Genomic DNA, 18,653 nt, shown 5'->3' on the forward strand with positions numbered 1-18,653 from the left:
AATAATGCTCATTGAAAGCACTATAAGCACAGGCAAGGCGGCAAAACTCCCTGGTGTCTCGGTCAAGACGTTGCAGCGTTGGGAACGCGAAGGAAGGCTAATTCCGGTGGCCCGAACGGACAGCAACCGCCGCCTCTACACTGAGACGCAGGTCCGTGAGTTCATCGGTTTGCGGCAGGCCAACCATGCGCCAACAAAGCTTGTCGCCTCCTGTCGGGTATCGAGTGCGGCGCAGAAGCCGGACCTGGCGAATCAGCGCAAAGTGCTGGAAGCGTTCGTGGTGGCGAAGGGATTGGCGGGGGTCGAGTTTATCGGGGAAGTGGGCAGCGGGCTGGACTTCAGGCGCAAGCGGTTTCTGGCCCTTATGGACGAGAGCGGGCGACGGGAAGTCAAGATGCTGATCCTCGCTCACCGGGACCGCCTCACCCGTTTCGGCTTTGAGTGGTTCGAACATTACGCCCAAACCCATGGCTGCGAAGTGCTGGTACTCAACCAGGAACGGCTGTCTCCCGAACAGGAAATGGTGCAAGACTTAATGACCATCGTGCACTGTTTTTCGTCTCGGCTATACGGTTTGAGGAACTATCGAAAGAAGTTGGATGAAGCGCTGAAACAGGATGCGAATGACGTCAAAAAGGCCCAACAATGCAACTGACCCACAAGATCGCTCTTTGTCCGACTCCTGAGCAGGTGGACTACTTCAAGCGCGCCTGCGGCACGGCGCGGCGTGTTTGGAACTGGGCGCTCAATGAGTGGAACAGGCAATACGCAGCAGGCGGCAGGCCAAACGCTATGGCGCTCAAAAAACAGTTCAACGCCATCAAGTACACCGACCCGCAGTGGCTCGATGAGAACGGTCGGCCTTGGTTGCAAGACATTCACCGGGATGCCCACGCCCAGCCGTTCAGGAATCTCGCCAAAGCCTGGGAACGGTTCTTCGCCGACCTCAAGGGGGGCAAAGAAGCGCACGAGCCACGGCTCAAGAAAAAGGGCCGTTGCCGCGACAGCTTTTATGTTGCCAACGACAAGTTCACCCTGGAAGGCAGGACGATCCGTCTGCCCAAGATCGGCGAAGTCGCCATGACCGAGGAACTGCGATTCAAAGGAAAGATACTGGGCGCGACGGTCTCGCGCACGGCGGATCGTTGGTTTGTGGCCATACAGGTCGAGGTGCCTGATGCGCAATTCTATCGGCGTCGCACGTCGCACGAGGTCAACGGCAGCGACCTGGGCATCAAGGCTGCCGCAACGGTCTCCAGCGGTGAAGTCATCGAGGCGCCAAAGCCGCTCAAAGCAGCGCTGCGCCGTCTGGAAAACCGTAGCCGACGTCTCAGCCGCAAGCTGGAAGCCGCCAGGAAGGCAGCAGGATTTGAACGCCATGCCCGCCTGCCTAAAGGAACGCGCCTGCCGGTCTCGAACAACCGGCAGAAGTCCGCTGCGATATTGGCAAGGCTCTATGCCCGCATGGCCAATATCCGAGCGGATTTCACCCACAAGCTCACGACTCGACTCTGCCGCGAAAACCAAGCGTTAGTGATCGAGGATTTAAACGTCAAGGGGATGCTGGAGAACGAGAAACTCGCCCGCGCCATCTCTGACGTGGGTTTTGGGATGTTGCGCTCGCAGTTGGAATACAAGGCCCGGCGCTACGGTACTCAGCTTACCATCGCTGATCGCTGGTATCCAAGTAGCCGACTGTGCTCCATCTGTGGCTGGAAGAACGAGGCGCTGACATTGAGAGATCGAACATGGGTGTGTGCTCAATGTGGTGCGCACCATGACCGTGACCTCAATGCGGCGCTGAACCTGAAACGGCTGGCAACCGAAACTGCCCTACCCGTGGCGAGTCCGTCCAGCAATGGCGGCGCTGCGGCGGGGACCGTCCCCGCCGTAGTCGGGAAAGTCACGCCTGTCAGATACGACGGTGGTCAACAGGACACGTCGGGGCAGGAAGAGAACCGTGCGCACTTTTGCGCACATTCTTGATAGCAGATGGCAACCGATCATCCGCTGTCCGGGCACAGGGGAGTTTCATCCGGGGAGCATTTTTCGTAGCATGCCGTGCCTATGGCCCCAGGGGCCGCATAACACAAAAACGCTTTTTGAACGGTAGGAGCCAGGCGTGAAAATTCATTCGTGGTGGTTGTTGGCCGGCTGTGGTTTGGGCGTCGGCGCGGCGCTGCTTCCGCTGCCGGGAATGGTCGCTGACTGGCAGGTCGCGGCCCAGGAAGCGGTGGTGATTGATGAAACCCTGGCCAGCGTCAACAAGGAACTCATCACCCGCTCAATGCTGCGCCGGGCCGAGAATGCCCTGCGGCGTGATCTTCAGGAACAGTTCCCCAACGATCCGGCCAAGCAGGAAGAAATCTTCGCCCGTTTGCAGCCACGGCTGCTTGTCAGCCTGATTGATGAACGCCTGATTGCGCAGCGCGCCGAGGAAATGGGACTGCTGCCCGAAATCGAGGCCCAAGTCAACGCGACGATCCTTGAACTGTGCAAGCAGAACAACTTGGAAAACCTCGATGCCTGCCGCGCGGCTATGGAACGGCAGGGCCTGACGATGGAGGACATTCGGATGAGCTATCGCGGGCAGTTCCTGCGCCAGGCTGTCTATGGGCAGGATGTCTACAGCGTCCTCATCGAGCAGGTGACGAACCGCGAAGCCGAGGAATACTACCGCACCCATCCGGCTGATTTCACCGAGCCGGGAGAAATCGAGATCAGCGAAATCTACATTGGCTTCACGCCGGAGACTCAGGCGGCTGCCGAGGCGCGGGCGCGGCAGGCCCAGGCCGAACTCAGAGCCGGCCAGCCCTTTGCCGAAGTCGCACGGAAGTTTTCCGACGAAAAACGGGCGTCGCGCGCCAATGGCGGCAAGCTGCCGCCCTACAAGGATGACCAGTTGGCCGAGGCCTTCCGGGCCGAACTCGACAAACTCAAGCCCGGTGAGGTGACGCCCATTCTGAAGCTGGAAAAGGCCTACCAGATTCTCCGGCTCGATGCCCGCCGTCCGCCTTCGGTCAAGCCCTTTGCCGAAGTGCGCGATCTGGTCAAACGTCTGATGGCACAGCAGCGCGCCGACGCCAAAATCAGGGAATACATGCGCGGCTTGCGGGCCAAGGCACTCATTCGCCTGGCCGAGCCGTACCGGAACGTTCTCATCGAAGCCGAAAAGGCCGAAGAAGCCGAGGCGGACGAGGGCGGGAAGAAAAACGGCTAGTTTGTCTTTCTGCCAAAACAGACATCTCCCGTTTACTCTGTTGAGAGCAGTGGGGAGACCGTCTCCTTCGCGCATAAGCATTGGCTGTCAAAGTACGTTTGAGTACATTGTTGAGTACCTGTGGCAGGCGGCATAGATTGGAAACATGTCCTCCCTACCTTTGTCATCAAGTGAGCCGCCTATGCCGACCGCGCTCGATCCGCCACCGTCCACGCTGGATAACGCCGCCATGAACAAAAGACTTGGGGATTACCTCAAAGCCTACGGCGCGCCATTGCCATCCCAGGAAGCCCTTGACCTCTTTCTGGGGATGGCGCGCATTGTCCATGGCATGCACGAACAGTTTGCCTTCTATGGTCAGGAGTTGCGGTTTGACAACGTGATCCTGAGCGCGGAGCAGCCGCCACGTGTCCTTGATTGCGGTGTTCCTCAATCCCGGCTGTCCGCCAAGTCACCTACGCCGGAGGATGTCGCCCAAGGTATCCGCCGGGATATTCACCAATTGGGCATGATGCTGTACCAGATGGTGACGGGCCAGCCGGTGCCGGAGCGGCACGCCACGCACAACTTTCGTACGGATTTCGACGAGACCTCTGACCTGCTGCCAGTGCCGGACCCGCGGACGGTCAACCCGGCGGTCTCCGTGGAAATTGCCCGTCTGGTCGCCAAAGCCACGGCCCGCGACGCGCAAAGCCGGGCAAAAAGTATCGGGGAGTTGTTGGCTCTGCTGGAGCCGTCACCGGATGCGACACCGGAGGAGACAGCAAAGGTGCAATCGGCCTCACTCGTGCCGGCCGCATCCGCGCCGGCTGAGCCTGGACAGGCGTCTGAGGCAAGCCCGCCGGTGCGCCGGGAGGCCAGAGTGACCCTCGCCAAGCGGTCTCTGCCGGTAGTTTCCGAACGCACGGGCTTTGTCGTCAATGAAGCCGCCGTCAAGCGGGATACTCCGGCTGTGACGCCAGCGCCGCCGGCCACGCTGGTGGAAGGGCTTGCCCAGGCCTTTGCGGATTTGAGCGGGACAGGAGAGCGTCCAACCGGCAGGGGCTTCAAGTTCTTCGTGGCTGGCATGAGTTGCCTGTTGCTGCTGGTCGTGAGCCTGATCACGTACCGGATCGTCGAGAAGTTCTTTCTGGGTGGCGGGACTGGCGTGGCAACGCGCCCCACGGTGGAAGCCCTGCGGAGTAAGAGCGAAACGTCCAACCGTCCGATCTTTACTCCAACGCCTGCGCCGGATGATACCCGCGCCCTGCTGCCGGCACTTGTGGCCGTCAAAGGGGGATCGTTTGAGATGGGCAGCCGTGATGGGCAGCCGGATGAGCAGCCGGTGCACCGGGTGACACTCTCCGACTTTGAGATTGGCAAGTATGAAGTCACGAACGCCCAGTACAAGGCGTTCTGTGACGCCACCGGCCGTCCCTATCCCGAAGAACCGAACTTTGCCCGGCTGCGCAACTACTTTCTGGACTATCCCCATCATCCGGTGGTGCGGGTGAGTTGGGATGATGCCAACGCCTACTGCGTCTGGCTGAGTGAACGGACGGGAGACCTCTACCGCTTACCGACGGAAGCTGAATGGGAATATGTTGCCCGCAACAGCCCGATTGGCTGGGACAGCTACCATAGTGGCGGCGCACCGCATGAGGTCGGAACCAGCCCCCCCAACGAACTGGGGATTTATGACCTGATGGGCAATGTGTGGGAATGGTGCGCCGACTGGTACGGCCCCTATCCAGCCGAACCGCAGACGAATCCGAAAGGTTCACCGCGTGGCACGCATAAGGTGCTGCGGGGGTGTTCGTGGTATTTTAGCACCGTGCCGTGCCGTCCGACTTCGCGGTTTCGGTTCGACCCGACGTTGAATTACTGGTTCAACGGGGGCTTTCGTGTTGTCCGGGCCAAGCACTGAGCCTTCAGACATCGAACAGAAGGCACTGGAAGCGGCTGCGAACGTCGGGCTGGGGCAGTATCAATCAATCTTCGCTGAAGGGTTTTATGGGACTCTTTGACCACGTCCGAAGTGCACGGGAGCAGGTGTCGAATATCCAGGATACTTCGGCACTGGTGGCTTCGATTGAGCAGTGCGAACGCATCCTGCAGGCTGATCCCAAGCACCTTCCGACCTTGCTGGAGCTGGGACGGCTCTACCAGGAACACGGCCAGACCCAAAAAGCCTGCGATGTGTTTTGTCGGGCCGGTGAAATTGCTGTTGAGCGCAACGATACGGAGCAGGCGCTGGTCAGCTACCGCAAGGCCGAACGGCTGGCAGCAGGCGATCTGCGGGTTGAGCTGTGGCACAAGCTGTTTTATCTCAGCTACAAGCTGCGTCGCATGGAGGAGGCTTTCGAGCGGGCCAAGCAGATCGTCGAAACCCTTGTGGAACGTGGCAACACGAAGCGGGCTGCCAACTTTGTCTCCGCCATGCCGGACTTGGGAGCCAAGGATGCCGAATACCGGCAAATCCTCGAAGCCATGGCCGGGGTTGTGCCGCGCCAGACGGGTGCAACTGGAACGGCTGTTGGCACCTGGCGGCGGGCAACCTCCGGCCAACGGAGCGCTGATGAGTACTTTCCGGGACAGACCATCCTGATTGTGGATGACGAGCCGGAGTTGCTGGAAATCCTCGAATCATCCCTGCGGACGCTTGGCGCACGCATCATCACGGCCGCAAACGGTCACATAGCCTGCGAAAAGGTCAAGAAGTACGCGCCTTCGCTCATCATCAGTGACCTCGCCATGCCGGGCATGGATGGCAGCCAGTTCTTTGAGTGGGTGAAGTCACAACCCGAACACGCGCGGGTGCCCTTTATCTGCCTGTCTTCGATTGGCTCAGAGGCAGAACGTGTCGCCGCCTTTGAGATGGGCGTCGAGGACTACTGGACCAAACCCTTTCATCCGACGGAAATCCGCTACCGCGTCAAGCATCTGCTGCGGCGTCTGCGGCGGCCCGTGGATTTTCAGGGCAAGCTGTCCCAGGTCAACCTCGCTGAAATCATCCAGATTCTGGAGTCCGGCCGCCGTACGGGATTGCTGACCATCGAATCCGGTGCAGAGCAGGCGTACCTGTACTTCCGGGATGGCTTCATCCTCAATGCCGAGTGTGGAAACCTCGCCGGGGAGCGGGCGGTGTTTCATCTGGTGGGCTGGACCAGCGGTGATTTTGCCTTCTGCACCATGCCGATGATGCGTGAAAAGGTCATTCAACTGAGTCCACAGCAGTTGTTGATGGAAGCCTTCCGGCGCTTTGATGAAGCCGAGCGCGTGTTGTCGTCCCTGCCAAACCAGCATGAAGTGTTCGTCTGTCGGCCGGGATTTGAAAAGGCCCCGGAAGTGGCCGAACAGTTGGCGCAGGGGGGCGAATTCGTTGCCAACCTGGAGACCATTCGGCAGCTTTTCGACGGCACCCGCACGTTGGAAGCCTGTTGTCAAGTGTTGCGTGATGACCTGGAAACGCTGCTTCTCGTGCGTGAACTCATTGACCGCAAGTTACTCGTGCCACGCTCAGGGTAAGGGTAGCTCGTGGCTGCCAGATTGTGGCACGATGGGGCCCGATTGTTCCAAAGCCATATCTTTGCGCATCGTCTATTCTGTTTTTCAGTCTGTTGATGACCGTGGCGACGCTTTCCCCGGCGTTGTACCAAGGTGACATTCGAGGTTGCCATGGGACTGTTTGATCGGATTCTGAATGCCCGCGCACAAGTGACCAACCTGCTTGACAATGCCAAGCTCAACAGCGCCATCGAGCGTCACGAGCGTGAACTCGAACGCGACCCCGACAACCTGGGTGCTTTGCAGGAGCTGGGGTTGCTGTATCAGGAGCGCGGTGAGCCGCAAAAAGCCTGTGAGGTGATGCTGCGGGCGGCGACAATTTATTTTGATCGTCTGGATTTCGAGCAGGGAATGCTTCTGTGCCGCAAGGCGGAGCGGCTGGCTTCCGGGGAAACCCGGCTCGATGTCTGGCGCAAGCTGTTCGAGATCAACCATCGCCTGCGTCGGTATGACGACGCCTTCGGACGCGCCAAACAGATTGTCGAACACCTGATGGAGCTGGGCGAAACAGCGCGCGCGGCGGACTTTGTCAACCTGATGCCAGACCTGGGGCCGAAAGACATTCTCTACCGCCGGGAACTCAAGCTGCTGGCCGGTCTCGAAGCCGACAACGTCGCCACGGTCGGACAGGTGTCGAGTACGTGGCAGCGCAAGCAGGCGACGGTACGCGACCCGGATGAATACTTCCCCGAACTGTCGGTGCTCATCGTGGATGACGAGCCGGGGATTTTGAACGTCCTGGAAACCAGTCTGCGCTCCCTCGGCCCGCAAATCCTCATGGCATCAAACGGGCGGGTGGCCTGTGAGATGGTCAAGGCCCACCAGCCAGCGCTCATCATCAGCGACCTCAACATGCCGGAAATGGACGGCAGCCAGTTTTTTGAGTGGCTTCGCTCGCAGCCGGACTGCGCGCATATTCCTTTCGTCTGCCTGTCTTCAGCCGACAGCGAAGCCGAGCGCCTGGCCGCTTTTGACATGGGGGTGGAGGATTACTGGTCCAAACCCTTCCGTCCCATGGAAATTCGCCACCGCGTCAAACGTCTGCTCAAGCGGGTACGACCGCCCGTGGATTTGCAGGGCAAGCTGGCCCAGGTCAGTCTGGCCGAAGTCATCCAGATGCTTGAAGCCGGCCGCCGGACGGGGCTTCTGCTCCTGACGCGCCAGCAGGAAGAAGCCAGGGTCTATTTTCGGGATGGGTTCATTCTGGACATCGAATACGGCGCAGCCCGCGCTGAACGGGCCTTTTTCCGGCTGGTGGGCTGGACGACCGGAAGCTTCACCTTCCGCTCGCTGCCTATCAACCGTGAACCGGTCATCAAGCTCAACCCACAGCAGTTGCTGATGGAAGCCTTCCGGCGCTTTGATGAAGTCGAGCACCTCATTGCCGAGCTTCCCAACCGCGACCAGACCTTCATCTGCGGCGATGGTTTTGAGCGCGCGCCGGAAGTTGCCGAGCAGATTGCCCAGGAAGGCGAATTTGCCGCCAACATTGAGCGCGTGCGGCAGTTGTTTGACGGTTCACGGACGCTTGATCAGTGCTGCGACGAGCTGCGGGATGACCTCGAAACGCTGCTTCTCGTGCAGGAACTCATCAACCAGAAGCTGCTTGTTCCGGGACAGGTCATCGAGCTGTGAGTATCCAAAGACAACTGCGGCGGGCTTACGCAAACGTTCACCGGTTGCTTTGGATGTAGCCGGCGTCAGCCCAATTTTTTGAGCAGTTCCCGGGCCTCACGTTTGTACCCTTCATCCTCGCGCTCGTGGTGGCGGGAAAGTGGCGCGTCCAGAATCCACTGCAGGTGATGTTTGGCCTTCGCCTTGTTGCCGAGTGACAGGTAGCATTCGGCAATGTAGAGGTGATTGAGATAGAACTTGGGGCCAAATTCGAGCGCGGCTTCAAAACACTCGATGGCTTTGCGTTTGTCGCCAATCGAGACGGGCCAGCCGGGCACCTTGTCGTAGATGCGCCCCAGCACCCGCCACGGGCCGCCGTAAAAGTAGGATTCGTCAATTTCGATGACCCGTTCCGCGCATCGCTGAATCGGCTTGATGAGTGAGAGACTTTTCAGAATGCCTTTTTCGTTGCCGTACAAGCCGTAGTTGACGGCCAGCCAGAAGTTGCCCTCCAGGGAGTTTTCATTGATTCGGACGGCTTCCTCGCCGTATTCCACGCCTCGTTCAAACAAGGCCAGCTTGTCTTTGGGGGCCGCCATTTCACCGCGCCAGTACTGGATTTCAGCCAGCAGCCCATAAGCCCAGTCGCACTGCCGGTCTTTTTCCAGCAGAGACACCAGCGCGTCTTCCGCCTGGTCGAGGTTGTCAGCGGCCAGTTCCCGCTCATTGATGAGTTTGCGAACTTTGGTGAAAACGGCTTTGTGCTTCATGGGCAACTCCGCACTGGACGCGAGGCAGGTTTTCAAAAAGTATAGGCCAACTATAGCGAAGTTGTGTCGCTTCAGACACGCCTTCGTTGTGACCAATCGCTGCCAACCAGGAAAAGGCCAACGTATGGTTGCTCTGAATGTCGTTCATGCTGCGTGTCCGCATGATTGCCCGGACACCTGCGCCATTGCCGTCACCACAGAAGGCACAGGTGCGGCGCGCCGCGCCATCAAGGTCGAAGGCGATGCCCGCCACGCCGATACGGCCGGTTTTCTGTGCGCCAAGGTGTCAAAGTACTTGGAGCGCGTCTATGACCCGCGACGGGTGCTGCACCCGTTTCGCCGCTGTGGGAAAAAGGGCGAGGGCCGGTTTACCCGCATCACCTGGGACGAGGCCATTGCCGAAATCACCGGACGGTGGAAAGACCTGATGGCAACCTGTGGGCCGCAGTGCATTCTGCCCTACAGCTACGCCGGAACAATGGGACTGGTACAGGGACAGGGCATGGACCGGCGCTTTTTCCACCGCATGGGGGCCTCCCTGCTGGCGCGTACCATCTGCGCCACGGCCGGCGCGGCCGGCTACAAGGCGACGATTGGTGCGAGTATCGGGATGGAAGCCCGGCACTTCGCCGAGTCGAAGTTCATTCTCATCTGGGGAAGCAATCCGGTCACATCGAACGTCCATCTGTGGCGCTATGTGCTCGAAGCCAAAAAGCGCGGAGCGCGGGTCGTCACCATTGATCCCTACCGGACACGCACGGCGGCGGCTTCGGATGAACATCTGGCCATCATCCCCGGTACGGATGCGGCACTGGCGCTGGCGATGATGCGCGTCATCGTGGATGAGCAGTTGTATGACGCCGACTACGTGGCCCGCTACACATTGGGCTTCGAGGCGCTGTGCGAGCGGTTGCAGGCATACACGCCCGCTGCCGTCGCACCGATGGTTGGTCTTGATGAAGCCACCATCGTCAGACTGGCGCGGGCCTATGCCCGGACGCAGCCCAGCGCCATTCGGATCAACTATGGCTTGCAGCGGCATGCCGGCGGGGGCATGGCCGTCCGCACCATTGCCTGTCTTCCGGCGCTGGTCGGGGCGTGGCGACATCCGGCCGGTGGCATTCTGCTTTCAACTTCGGGGACGTTTCCGCTCAACTACACGGCGCTGGAGCGCCCGGACTGGATTCCGCCCGGGACGCGCACCATCAACATGACGCGCCTTGGCGAAGCCCTGACGAATCGGGATGAAGCCGGCCGCCCGGCCGGGTTTGATCCGCCGGTGATGGCGCTTTACGTCTATAACTCAAATCCGGCAGCCATTGCGCCCGATCAGAATCAGGTCCTTGCCGGACTGCGCCGGGAAGACCTGTTTACCGTCGTGCACGAACAGTTTTTCACCGACACGACTGACTATGCCGACATTGTGCTGCCGGCGACGACCCAGCTCGAACACATGGATGTGGTCAAACCGTATGGGCATCTGTCGCTGATGTTCAACGAGCCGGCCATTCCGCCACTGGGTGAGGCGAAATCAAACTCCGATGTCTTTCGTCTGTTGGCGCAAGCCATGGGCTACACCGAGCCGGAGTTACAGGAAAGCGACGAGCAACTCATCCGGGCCGTGCTGGATGTTCGTCACCCGTGGATGGAAGGCATCACCTTTGAGCGGCTGCGTACGGAAGGCTACGTGCGACTCAATCTGCCCAGCCCGTTTGCGCCCTTTGCCGAAGGTGGTTTTCCAACGCCTTCGGGAAAATGCGAGTTCTACTCTGAAAGCCTCGCACGCCAGGGGATGGACCCGCTGCCGGCCTATGTGCCGCCACGGGAAAACGTGCACAGCAATCCGCCGCTGGCAGCGCGCTATCCGCTGGCGCTCATTTCACCGCCGGCGCATAACTTTCTCAATTCGACCTTCGTCAATCAGGATTCGCTCCGCCGCGTCGAAAAGGAACCCATCGTCGAGCTGCATCCGTCCGACGCCGAGCCACGGGGTATCAGCGACGGGCAGATGGTCCGGGTGTTCAACGACCGGGGGGCCTTTTGTGTCCGTGCGCGGGTTTCCGGGCGAATCCGGCCGGGTGTGGCCTATGCTCCCGGCATCTGGTGGGCCAAGTTCAGTCCCGACGGCCGCAACGTGAATGCCACCACCGGGCAGGCGCTGACCGACCTTGGCGGCGGCGCTACGTTTTATGATGTTCTCGTGGAAGTTGAACCGCTTGACGCTCAGGGGCGAACCTTGAGCTGAACGTTGCGGGGCGGAAATACGCTTCCCTATCCCGGCTTTTGAAACCGGTCTGAGGAAACTAGTCCGCGATTACCGTAAGTTGCCAGAGGTGGATGAGGGCATCCGCTCCGCCGGAGGCCAGATGCTGTCCGTCCGGCGCAAACGCCAGGGACTGTGCTGCGCCATCGTGGGCCTCGACGGTGACAAGATTGGTGAAGTCCTGGGTGGCCCAAAGCTTGATGACACCATTCCAGTCACTGGAGGCGAGCCACCGGCCATCGGGCGAAAGCGCCAGCGCCCGGATGGCTTCGAGATGGGCTTCGACCGTCTGGAGCGGGCCGGTTTCAGTGGTGTGCCAGAGACACAACTGCCCGTCCCGGCCGCCGGAAATCAAGCGGCCGTCGGGCAAATAGACCAGTGACGTTGGCGCATGGCCGGACAGCCGCAGCATGGCTTGTTCGGTTTTGGAAATCAGGTCCCAGAAGTGAATGGCGTCATCGGCACCGCCGGAAGCCAACGTATGTCCGTCCGGGGAGAGCGCCAGAGCGTCAATGGTTTTGATGTGGCCAAGAAAAGAGGCAATCTGGCGTTGCCGCAGGGCGTCCCAGATTTTCACTTCCGTGTCAAACGCCGTGATGAGCCAACGGCCGTCAGAGGCAAACAGCAGGGCGCGCACGGCTGTCCGGTGCCCGAAGGAAGCAATCTCAGTGGCATCGCGCAGCGTCCAGAGCCGGGCTGTGCCGTCGGCCCCGCCGCTGGCCAGGCGGAGTCCATCCGGGGCAATGGCTACGGCATTGACCGAGTATTCGTGACCGCTGAAGAGTCCGATTTCACGGTTGGTCCGCAGGTCCCACAGGCGAACGCTCCCATCGCCGCTGGCCGAGGCCAGCCAGTCGCCGCTGCCGTGGTAGGACAGACTCTTGACGATGTGCTCATGCCCGGTCAGGGTGGCGACCAGTTTTAGCTCGACTGGCTTCATCTGCGACAGATCGAGGGTCGGAAACGTAGCCGAAATCTTGGCAATGTTGAGTGCCGCGGCCGTTTCCTCAGCTTCGCGCAGCGCCTGTTCAAATTCCTGGTAGAGCCGGAGCGCTGTTGGCTGCCGCTGTTCGCGTACCTTGGACAGGGCCCGGAGTACAACGCGCTCGATTTCTTCGGGAATGTCCGGGCGCAGACGCCGCATCAGCGGCGGCGGGTCAACCGCATGCTGGATGATGACGGCCGATGGCGTCGGCGCATCGAAGGGGACGTGGCCGACCAGCAGTTCGTACAGCGTGACGCCGAGTGAGTAAATGTCCGATGTCCGGTCGAGTTCTTCGCCCCGGCACTGTTCCGGCGACATGTAGTGTGGTGTACCCATCACCAGTCCCGGCTCGGTGAGGTTGGAAACCGTAGTCCCGGGCCGTTCCTTGAGCTTGGCAATGCCGAAGTCCACGACCTTGACGATTTCTTCGCCGGTTTCGGGCTTGCTGAGCAGGATGATGTTGTCCGGCTTGATGTCCCGGTGGACGACGCCGGCTTCGTGCGCTGCATGGATAGCCTGGCAGACGGGCCGCAGGATGGACACAATCCGCTGGGGCGACAGCCGTTCGTGGCGTTCCAGTTCTTCGCGCAGGGAATGCCCGGTCAGCAACTCCATGGCGAGGTAGGCCTGGCCGGTCGGCAGGATGCCAAAGTCATACACACTGATGACGTTGGGGTGGTTGAGCCGCGCCGCCGCCCGCGCTTCCTGGCGGAAACGCTCCAGAGTTTCGTGGTTGGAAACGAAATCAGGCAGCACGATTTTCAGGGCAATCGTGCGGTCGAGTTCCAGGTGCGTCGCCCGATAGACCGATCCCATCCCGCCCTGACCGATGAGGGCGTCGAGACGATACTTGCCGCTGATGATGCGTGCTCCGGGGAAGGCTTCGGCCAGAAACGCTCCATCTTTTGTGCAGCGCAACTCGGTGTCGTCGTAACACTGCTTGCAAAGCGGACAGTATCGCATGGTGCTATCCGAAGAAGGGATCAGACCGTGAACGCAACATAGGCAGGCTGCCGGGCCGGTGTCCAGCATTGTCTTTGGGCAATGATATTGATGCACAGCCGGGTTGGATTCAACACCGGTCGCAGTCGGAGCCTGCCCGGATGGTCGTTCAGTCCGGGTGCAGGGTGTCGTCTTCGGCCGTGATGGCGGTTTCGGGGTTCACAGCCTCTTCTTCCTGCGCGGCCAGCTCAAGCTGAATGAAGCGCAGCTTGACGGCCGCCACATTGAGCGCCTCACAGGCTGCCTCAAACAGTTCAGCACCGGCCCGCCCGGTGAGCATGTCCTGCACAAGCTGCGTGGCTTCCTGCAACTGCGCATGGGCTTCGACCATGAGTTGTCGGTGTGCGGGGCTAAGGGACATCTTCCACCGGCATCAGGGGGTCTTCGGCCAAAAGCTCCTCGGAAAGCCGCTCGTAGAGTGTTGCCGGCGCTGTGACGCTTTTCGTTTCCGGGACGGCCAGCACGCGCACGACAAGCCGCCGGCGGCGCAGGTGCAGCGTCAACGTGTCGCCGGGCCTGACCAGCCGTGAGCTTTTTGCCGAAAGGCCATTGACGAGCACGGCCCCTGCTTCACACAAATGCTGCGCCACAGTACGCCGTGGCACGAGCCGGCTGACTTTGAGGAACGAGTCAAGGCGCATGGGCGGTGGCTTCCCGTCAGTGGTGTTTCCAGTTGGGTTTCCGTTTTTCCCGGAACGCCAGCAGCCCTTCCTGCACGTCGCTATAGCTCATCAACTGGTTGAGATACTGGTCTTCGACGGCCTGCATGGCCGCTTCGATGTCGTGAAAATACGCCGTGTGCAGCGCACGCCGGGCGGATTCCAGCACCGGCGCACTCCAGCCGCGCAGAACGGCCAGCAGTTCTTCGGTTTTGACAGCGAGTTGCTCCGGCGGCACGACGTAATCCACCAGTCCCACGCGCTGGGCCTCCGCGGCGTCAAGCACTTCCGACAGCAATACCATCCGCAGGGTGCGGTGCCAGCCAATGATGCGCGGCAGGAGCACGCTGGACGTGGCGGGATATAGCCCAAACCGGATTTCCGGTTGCCCAAAGGTTGCCGTCGCCACCGCGATAACCAGGTCACAGTACGCCACAAGTTCACAGCCCATGCCGAAAGCCTGCCCCCGTACGACGCCGACCACTGGCTTGGACAGCGTCCGCAGGTTGCGGTAGATGGTGTGAAATTCCTGAAGCGTCTGGTAAGCCGTGGAAGGCTTGTGGTCTTCGACCGAAATGCCGGTCGAAAAGGCGGTGCACTCCGGTTCGGTGGTGATGACGATGGCGTGAAAGCTGTTGGCTGGCTTTCGCGCCAGCGCATCGAGAAGCTGGTTGATTTCGCGCATCATCGCCAGGGTCAGGATGTTGAGCGGCGGGGAAGTGAGCGTCAGGAAGGCAATGTGGTTTTCGATAGCAAGGCGTGCAAGAGGCATGGCAGTCACCGTGACATCAAGCGTTTTTGTGCGCCGGCCAGCAGGCGTTCGACCGTGACGATGGCGCGGGTGTGTTCGCCTTCGCCGATTTTACCGGCCGGGTCAAAGGCTTCGACGCGAAACCGATGAAATTTTCCGTCGTTTCCAAGATAGGTTGCCGTGGCCGTGACGGTCGCGCCAACCGGTGTCGGAGCCAGATGGCGTACGTTGACTTCCACGCCGACGGAAAGTTCACCCGCCGCCTGGATACGCTCCAGCATCCGCCCACGGGCAAGTTCCATCAGGGCAATCATCCGAATGGTGGCGAACACGTCAATGTAAGCATCCTGGTAGCGTTCATCCTTCCACTCGGCTGACAGGCCGTGCGCGGTATCGTGTTTGGTGACGACATAGGTGACGGTTTCGGTCTGTCCGACGGCAAGCATTGGCAACTCCCTGCACCGGGCGGTTTTGGGCTACTTCCAGTAACTCCGGTCAAGACTGCGGTACTGAATGGCTTCGGCCACGTGGTGCGCGGCGATGTTGGTTGCGCCTTCAAGGTCGGCGATGGTCCGGCTGACTTTCAGAATGCGGTCATACGCCCGCGCCGAAAGCCCCAAGCGTGCCATAGCCGTCTCCAGCATCTGCCGGCCGGCACTGTCGAGCCGACAGTAGCGCCGGATAGCCTGCGGCGTCATGTGCGCATTGCAAAACATGGCTGGCTTTGTCTTGTCGCGTGTTCTGAAGCGTTCGAGCTGGCGTTCGCGCGCCCGCACCACCCGCGCCCGGATGGCGGCTGAGTCTTCGCCGGGCGCATCCGTGGCCAGTTCCCGGAAATGAACGGCTGGAACGTCCACGTGAATGTCAATCCGGTCCAGCAGCGGGCCGGAGATTTTGGCGACATACCGCTGAATCTGGGCCGGCGTGCACTGGCATTCGCGGGTGGGGTCGTTGAAAAAACCACATGGGCAGGGATTCATCGCCGCCGCCAGCATGAAGCGCGCCGGAAAGGTCAGCGACATTGCCGCCCGTGAAATCGTCACCTTGCCGTCTTCAAGCGGCTGGCGCAGCACTTCGAGCGCATTGCGGTCGAATTCGGGGAGTTCATCGAGAAACAGGACACCGTGGTGCGCCAGACTGACTTCCCCTGGACGCGGAGCCGCTCCGCCGCCGATGAGTCCGGCATCCGAAACGGTGACGTGGGGATTCCGAAAAGGACGCTCGCACACCAGACCCTGCCGCTGGGTCAACCCGGCGACGCTGTGAATGCGTGTCACGTCAAGGGCTTCCTCGAAGGTCAACGGCGGCAGGATGGTTGGAATCCGGCGGGCGAGCATCGTCTTGCCCGAACCCGGCGGCCCGATCATCAGGATGTTGTGCCCGCCAGCGCAGGCTACCTCGATGGCGCGGCGCACGTGCAGTTGCCCACGAATGTCCCGGAAGTCCGCGTGGCCGTCGGTGGTTGCCGCCAGCATGGCCGAGACATCCACGGTGAACGGCGGCGGCAGCGGATCGCTTTCCAGCAGGGTCAGCACATCCGCCAGGGAATCCACCGGATAGGTGGCCAGACCGCTGACCACGGCCGTTTCGGGAGCGTTGTCGCGGGGGACTACCATGTACCGCAGACCGCTTTCCCGTGCCTTGAGCGCCATGGAGAGCGCACCTTTGACAGGGCGCACCTGGCCGTCCAGGGACAGTTCGCCGACAAACAGCGTCTCTGCCACATACCGGCCGCGCCACCCGCCGGCTGCCCCAAGAACGCCAACCGCAATCGGCAGGTCAAACCCGGAGCCTTCCTTGCGCAGGTCGGCCGGGGCGAGATTGACGGTCATCCGCTGGTTGGGAAACAGATACCCGCAGTTGGCAATGGCGGCGCGAATCCGCTCGCGGCTTTCCCGGACAGCCGCATCCGGCAGACCAACCATGGTCACAGTGGGCTGGCTGTCGCCCATGTGCGGCGTGAGGTGGACTTCGACTTGTACGAGGTGTGCGTCAATGCCAAAGACGGCCGCACCGAACGTTTTGAACAGCGCCATGGGTGCAACGGATATGACCAGACTGCGAGACCTTGAAACTAGGTTTTCCACGGCCGACACGCAAGCCAAAAACTGCTGTTGTCAGCCGGTTGCACTTGGCAGCCCGACTTGATTGAATCGCGGCTGTCTGGTGTATCCCACCCGGGTGCTGCTCACCCTGCACCGTGTGTCCGTCAAGTGTTTCCTGATGCTGCCTGCACTTCTTTCCGACAGCCTGCGCCGGGCAACGTCCGGGGCAAAGTGGGCCTTGCTGCTGACGCTGGTCAACCTGGGGCTATCCGTACTGGCGCTGCTCCCGGTCATTCTCTGGCTCAATGCGGTCAACAGCGCCTCGTTGTTTGCCGAACGTCTGCTGAAGGATACCCTCGACATTGAGTGGCTGCTCGTGGCGCTCCGCATCGGGAAAAGCGCCTTTCCCATCCGTCTGGCGATTACTTCAGGACTTGCCCTGCTCATCGGCTATCTCGTCGCCACGTTTCTGTCCGGTGGAATCATCGCCACGTTCGCGCCACGCGAAGCACCGCGCGCGTTCTGGGCGGACTGCCGCCGGTATGTGCTGCCGTTGTTGGCGGCCGGGCTGCTCACGGGGCTGCTGCTCGCCATAGCCGGCGGTGTGCTGGTGCTGTCCTGGGGGCCGCTGTACAGCCTCGTGACCGAAAACCAGACGACGCCGTGGCGCGCTGACCTCATGCAGTGGCTTGGCCTTGGCACCGGGCTGGCGATGTTCTGGAGCATTCATCTGGTGATGGACTACCTCAAGCTGGCGCTGGTGGTGCATGCGCCGCAGCGGTCGTGGAAGGGCCGCCTACGGGCATGGTGGGGGCTGTTTGTCCACTGTCCGGGTACGACCATTGGGTTGTATCTTGCGACGACGCTCTTGTGGCTGCTCGTCATCGGCAGCCTGCTGTGGCTGATGGGGCAGGTGACGCCGGTGACCTGGTTTTCCGCGGCCCTGCTGGTGCTGCTCAGCCAGATGCTGGTGTTTGCCCGGCACTGGGTGCGGCTGGTGTTCATCGCGGGCGGGTGCCGTTTGCTGGAAACCGTGCCGTAAGGTGTGGAATGAAACGGGCCGGATGCCGGTTCCTGTGGCGGTGGAGTTGGGCTTGTCTGACCGTTGCCGTTGGCTGCTTTTCCAGACCACTGCCCGCACCGCAGCCAGCGTCAGACGTGGGAAAGGGTGTCGTCATGAAGCGTTACCTGGCTCTGGGGGATTCCTACACGATTGGGGAGGGGGTGGCTGAACCGGAACGTTTTCCCGAACAGCTTTGCGCCGCCCTGCGCCAGCGCGGGCAGAACTGGGACGCGCCACACATCATTGCGCGTACCGGTTGGACGACGGATGAACTGGCAGAAGCCATCGCTGCCCATCCGCCGGCGGGACGCTTCGATCTGGTGACGCTGCTCATCGGCGTCAATGACCAGTACCGGCGGCAGACACCGGAAGCATACCGTCCCCGGTTTCGTGCGTTGCTTCAGCAGGCCATCGCCTTTGCCGGCGGACAGCCCCGGCAGGTCATCGTCCTTTCCATTCCTGACTGGTGTGTGACGCCGTTTGCCGCCGAACAACACCGGCAGGGTGAAGGCCCCGTCATTGACCGGTTCAACGCCGTCAACCGCGAGGAGACGCTTGCCGCCGGGGCACACTACGTGGATGTCACAGATATTTCGCGCCAGGCGGCGCAGGAAACCTCCCTGCTGGCGGCTGACGGACTACATCCTTCGGGCAAAATGTATGCTCTGTGGGTGGCGGCCATCCTGTCATCCGTTGTGCTGGAGTAGCTTCCGTCCTGCCGGAGTAGCCTCGGCG

At 61.0% G+C, this 18,653-nt stretch carries 16 protein-coding genes; 9 read left to right on the forward strand and 7 right to left on the reverse strand.

Annotation, left to right across the window (positions count from 1 at the left end; translation table 11 throughout):
• Positions 1-4: 4 nt before the first annotated feature.
• The 6 genes from J8C01_RS03550 (at position 5) to J8C01_RS03575 (ending at position 8,401) form a co-directional block, all read left to right on the forward strand.
• Positions 5-655, forward strand: coding sequence for an IS607 family transposase (locus tag J8C01_RS03550; protein ID WP_211432405.1), 651 nt, complete (start codon positions 5-7; stop codon positions 653-655).
• A complete protein-coding gene (locus J8C01_RS03555) occupies positions 646-1,986 on the forward strand; it encodes an RNA-guided endonuclease InsQ/TnpB family protein (protein ID WP_211432406.1) in 1,341 nt (446 codons plus the stop codon). The genes J8C01_RS03550 and J8C01_RS03555 overlap by 10 nt, the downstream gene beginning before the upstream one ends.
• 136 nt (positions 1,987-2,122) lie before the next feature.
• Positions 2,123-3,220 (forward strand): peptidyl-prolyl cis-trans isomerase, encoded by a 1,098-nt coding sequence (locus tag J8C01_RS03560; protein ID WP_211432407.1) that lies wholly within the window; start codon positions 2,123-2,125, stop codon positions 3,218-3,220.
• A gap of 229 nt (positions 3,221-3,449) precedes the next feature.
• A complete protein-coding gene (locus tag J8C01_RS03565) occupies positions 3,450-5,126 on the forward strand; it encodes an SUMF1/EgtB/PvdO family nonheme iron enzyme (RefSeq protein WP_211432408.1) in 1,677 nt (558 codons plus the stop codon).
• An 86-nt stretch (positions 5,127-5,212) separates the two neighbouring features.
• The gene (locus J8C01_RS03570) at positions 5,213-6,727 is read left to right on the forward strand and encodes a DUF4388 domain-containing protein (protein ID WP_014099225.1); all 1,515 of its coding nucleotides are present in this window, start codon (positions 5,213-5,215) and stop codon (positions 6,725-6,727) included.
• A 150-nt stretch (positions 6,728-6,877) separates the two neighbouring features.
• On the forward strand, positions 6,878-8,401 hold the full coding sequence (locus J8C01_RS03575; RefSeq protein WP_014099226.1) for a response regulator: 1,524 nt from the start codon (positions 6,878-6,880) through the stop codon (positions 8,399-8,401).
• A 65-nt stretch (positions 8,402-8,466) separates the two neighbouring features.
• Here J8C01_RS03575 and J8C01_RS03580 read toward each other — a convergent pair whose 3' ends face one another.
• Entirely contained in the window at positions 8,467-9,150 is a 684-nt protein-coding gene (locus J8C01_RS03580) for a tetratricopeptide repeat protein (RefSeq protein ID WP_211432409.1), read from the reverse strand.
• A 124-nt stretch (positions 9,151-9,274) separates the two neighbouring features.
• Between J8C01_RS03580 and J8C01_RS03585 the strand changes: the two genes are divergently transcribed.
• Entirely contained in the window at positions 9,275-11,395 is a 2,121-nt protein-coding gene (locus J8C01_RS03585; protein WP_211432410.1) for a molybdopterin-containing oxidoreductase family protein, read from the forward strand.
• A gap of 58 nt (positions 11,396-11,453) precedes the next feature.
• On the opposite strand, the gene J8C01_RS03590 is transcribed toward J8C01_RS03585, so the two are convergent.
• From J8C01_RS03590 to J8C01_RS03615, 6 genes are all read right to left on the reverse strand, one after another.
• Complete coding sequence (locus J8C01_RS03590; protein WP_014099229.1) at positions 11,454-13,361, reverse strand: WD40 repeat domain-containing serine/threonine protein kinase; 1,908 nt, start codon at positions 13,359-13,361, stop codon at positions 11,454-11,456.
• Between the two features lie 148 nt (positions 13,362-13,509).
• Positions 13,510-13,731: a hypothetical protein gene (locus tag J8C01_RS03595; protein ID WP_211432411.1), complete on the reverse strand. Its 222-nt coding sequence runs from the start codon at positions 13,729-13,731 to the stop codon at positions 13,510-13,512.
• Positions 13,732-13,750: 19 nt separating this feature from the next.
• The gene (locus J8C01_RS03600; protein ID WP_211432412.1) at positions 13,751-14,041 is read right to left on the reverse strand and encodes a S4 domain-containing protein; all 291 of its coding nucleotides are present in this window, start codon (positions 14,039-14,041) and stop codon (positions 13,751-13,753) included.
• Between the two features lie 16 nt (positions 14,042-14,057).
• Positions 14,058-14,831 (reverse strand): enoyl-CoA hydratase/isomerase family protein, encoded by a 774-nt coding sequence (locus J8C01_RS03605; protein WP_014099232.1) that lies wholly within the window; start codon positions 14,829-14,831, stop codon positions 14,058-14,060.
• Positions 14,832-14,836: 5 nt separating this feature from the next.
• The gene (locus J8C01_RS03610; RefSeq protein ID WP_211432413.1) at positions 14,837-15,256 is read right to left on the reverse strand and encodes a thioesterase family protein; all 420 of its coding nucleotides are present in this window, start codon (positions 15,254-15,256) and stop codon (positions 14,837-14,839) included.
• A 30-nt stretch (positions 15,257-15,286) separates the two neighbouring features.
• Positions 15,287-16,846, reverse strand: coding sequence for a YifB family Mg chelatase-like AAA ATPase (locus tag J8C01_RS03615; protein WP_014099234.1), 1,560 nt, complete (start codon positions 16,844-16,846; stop codon positions 15,287-15,289).
• Positions 16,847-17,033: 187 nt separating this feature from the next.
• Between J8C01_RS03615 and J8C01_RS03620 the strand changes: the two genes are divergently transcribed.
• Positions 17,034-17,897 (forward strand): hypothetical protein, encoded by an 864-nt coding sequence (locus J8C01_RS03620; protein WP_211432414.1) that lies wholly within the window; start codon positions 17,034-17,036, stop codon positions 17,895-17,897.
• A gap of 134 nt (positions 17,898-18,031) precedes the next feature.
• On the forward strand, positions 18,032-18,625 hold the full coding sequence (locus tag J8C01_RS03625; protein WP_211432415.1) for an SGNH/GDSL hydrolase family protein: 594 nt from the start codon (positions 18,032-18,034) through the stop codon (positions 18,623-18,625).
• The last annotated feature ends 28 nt before the right edge of the window (positions 18,626-18,653 follow it).

This window comes from Chloracidobacterium sp. D, assembly GCF_018304685.1.
Taxonomy (GTDB): domain Bacteria; phylum Acidobacteriota; class Blastocatellia; order Chloracidobacteriales; family Chloracidobacteriaceae; genus Chloracidobacterium; species Chloracidobacterium thermophilum.

Bases quoted from the DNA above. Each gene is read 5' to 3' on its own strand.
- J8C01_RS03600 (WP_211432412.1), bottom strand. From the start codon at position 14,041: ATGCGCCTTGACTCGTTCCTCAAAGTCAGCCGGCTCGTGCCACGGCGT.
- J8C01_RS03570 (WP_014099225.1), top strand. From the start codon at position 5,213: ATGGGACTCTTTGACCACGTCCGAAGTGCACGGGAGCAGGTGTCGAAT.
- J8C01_RS03605 (WP_014099232.1), bottom strand. From the start codon at position 14,831: ATGCCTCTTGCACGCCTTGCTATCGAAAACCACATTGCCTTCCTGACG.
- J8C01_RS03580 (WP_211432409.1), bottom strand. From the start codon at position 9,150: ATGAAGCACAAAGCCGTTTTCACCAAAGTTCGCAAACTCATCAATGAG.
- J8C01_RS03550 (WP_211432405.1), top strand. From the start codon at position 5: ATGCTCATTGAAAGCACTATAAGCACAGGCAAGGCGGCAAAACTCCCT.
- J8C01_RS03590 (WP_014099229.1), bottom strand. From the start codon at position 13,361: ATGCGATACTGTCCGCTTTGCAAGCAGTGTTACGACGACACCGAGTTG.
- J8C01_RS03575 (WP_014099226.1), top strand. From the start codon at position 6,878: ATGGGACTGTTTGATCGGATTCTGAATGCCCGCGCACAAGTGACCAAC.
- J8C01_RS03615 (WP_014099234.1), bottom strand. From the start codon at position 16,846: ATGGCGCTGTTCAAAACGTTCGGTGCGGCCGTCTTTGGCATTGACGCA.
- J8C01_RS03610 (WP_211432413.1), bottom strand. From the start codon at position 15,256: ATGCTTGCCGTCGGACAGACCGAAACCGTCACCTATGTCGTCACCAAA.
- J8C01_RS03555 (WP_211432406.1), top strand. From the start codon at position 646: ATGCAACTGACCCACAAGATCGCTCTTTGTCCGACTCCTGAGCAGGTG.
- J8C01_RS03585 (WP_211432410.1), top strand. From the start codon at position 9,275: ATGGTTGCTCTGAATGTCGTTCATGCTGCGTGTCCGCATGATTGCCCG.
- J8C01_RS03595 (WP_211432411.1), bottom strand. From the start codon at position 13,731: ATGGTCGAAGCCCATGCGCAGTTGCAGGAAGCCACGCAGCTTGTGCAG.
- J8C01_RS03565 (WP_211432408.1), top strand. From the start codon at position 3,450: ATGAACAAAAGACTTGGGGATTACCTCAAAGCCTACGGCGCGCCATTG.
- J8C01_RS03620 (WP_211432414.1), top strand. From the start codon at position 17,034: ATGCTGCCTGCACTTCTTTCCGACAGCCTGCGCCGGGCAACGTCCGGG.
- J8C01_RS03625 (WP_211432415.1), top strand. From the start codon at position 18,032: ATGAAGCGTTACCTGGCTCTGGGGGATTCCTACACGATTGGGGAGGGG.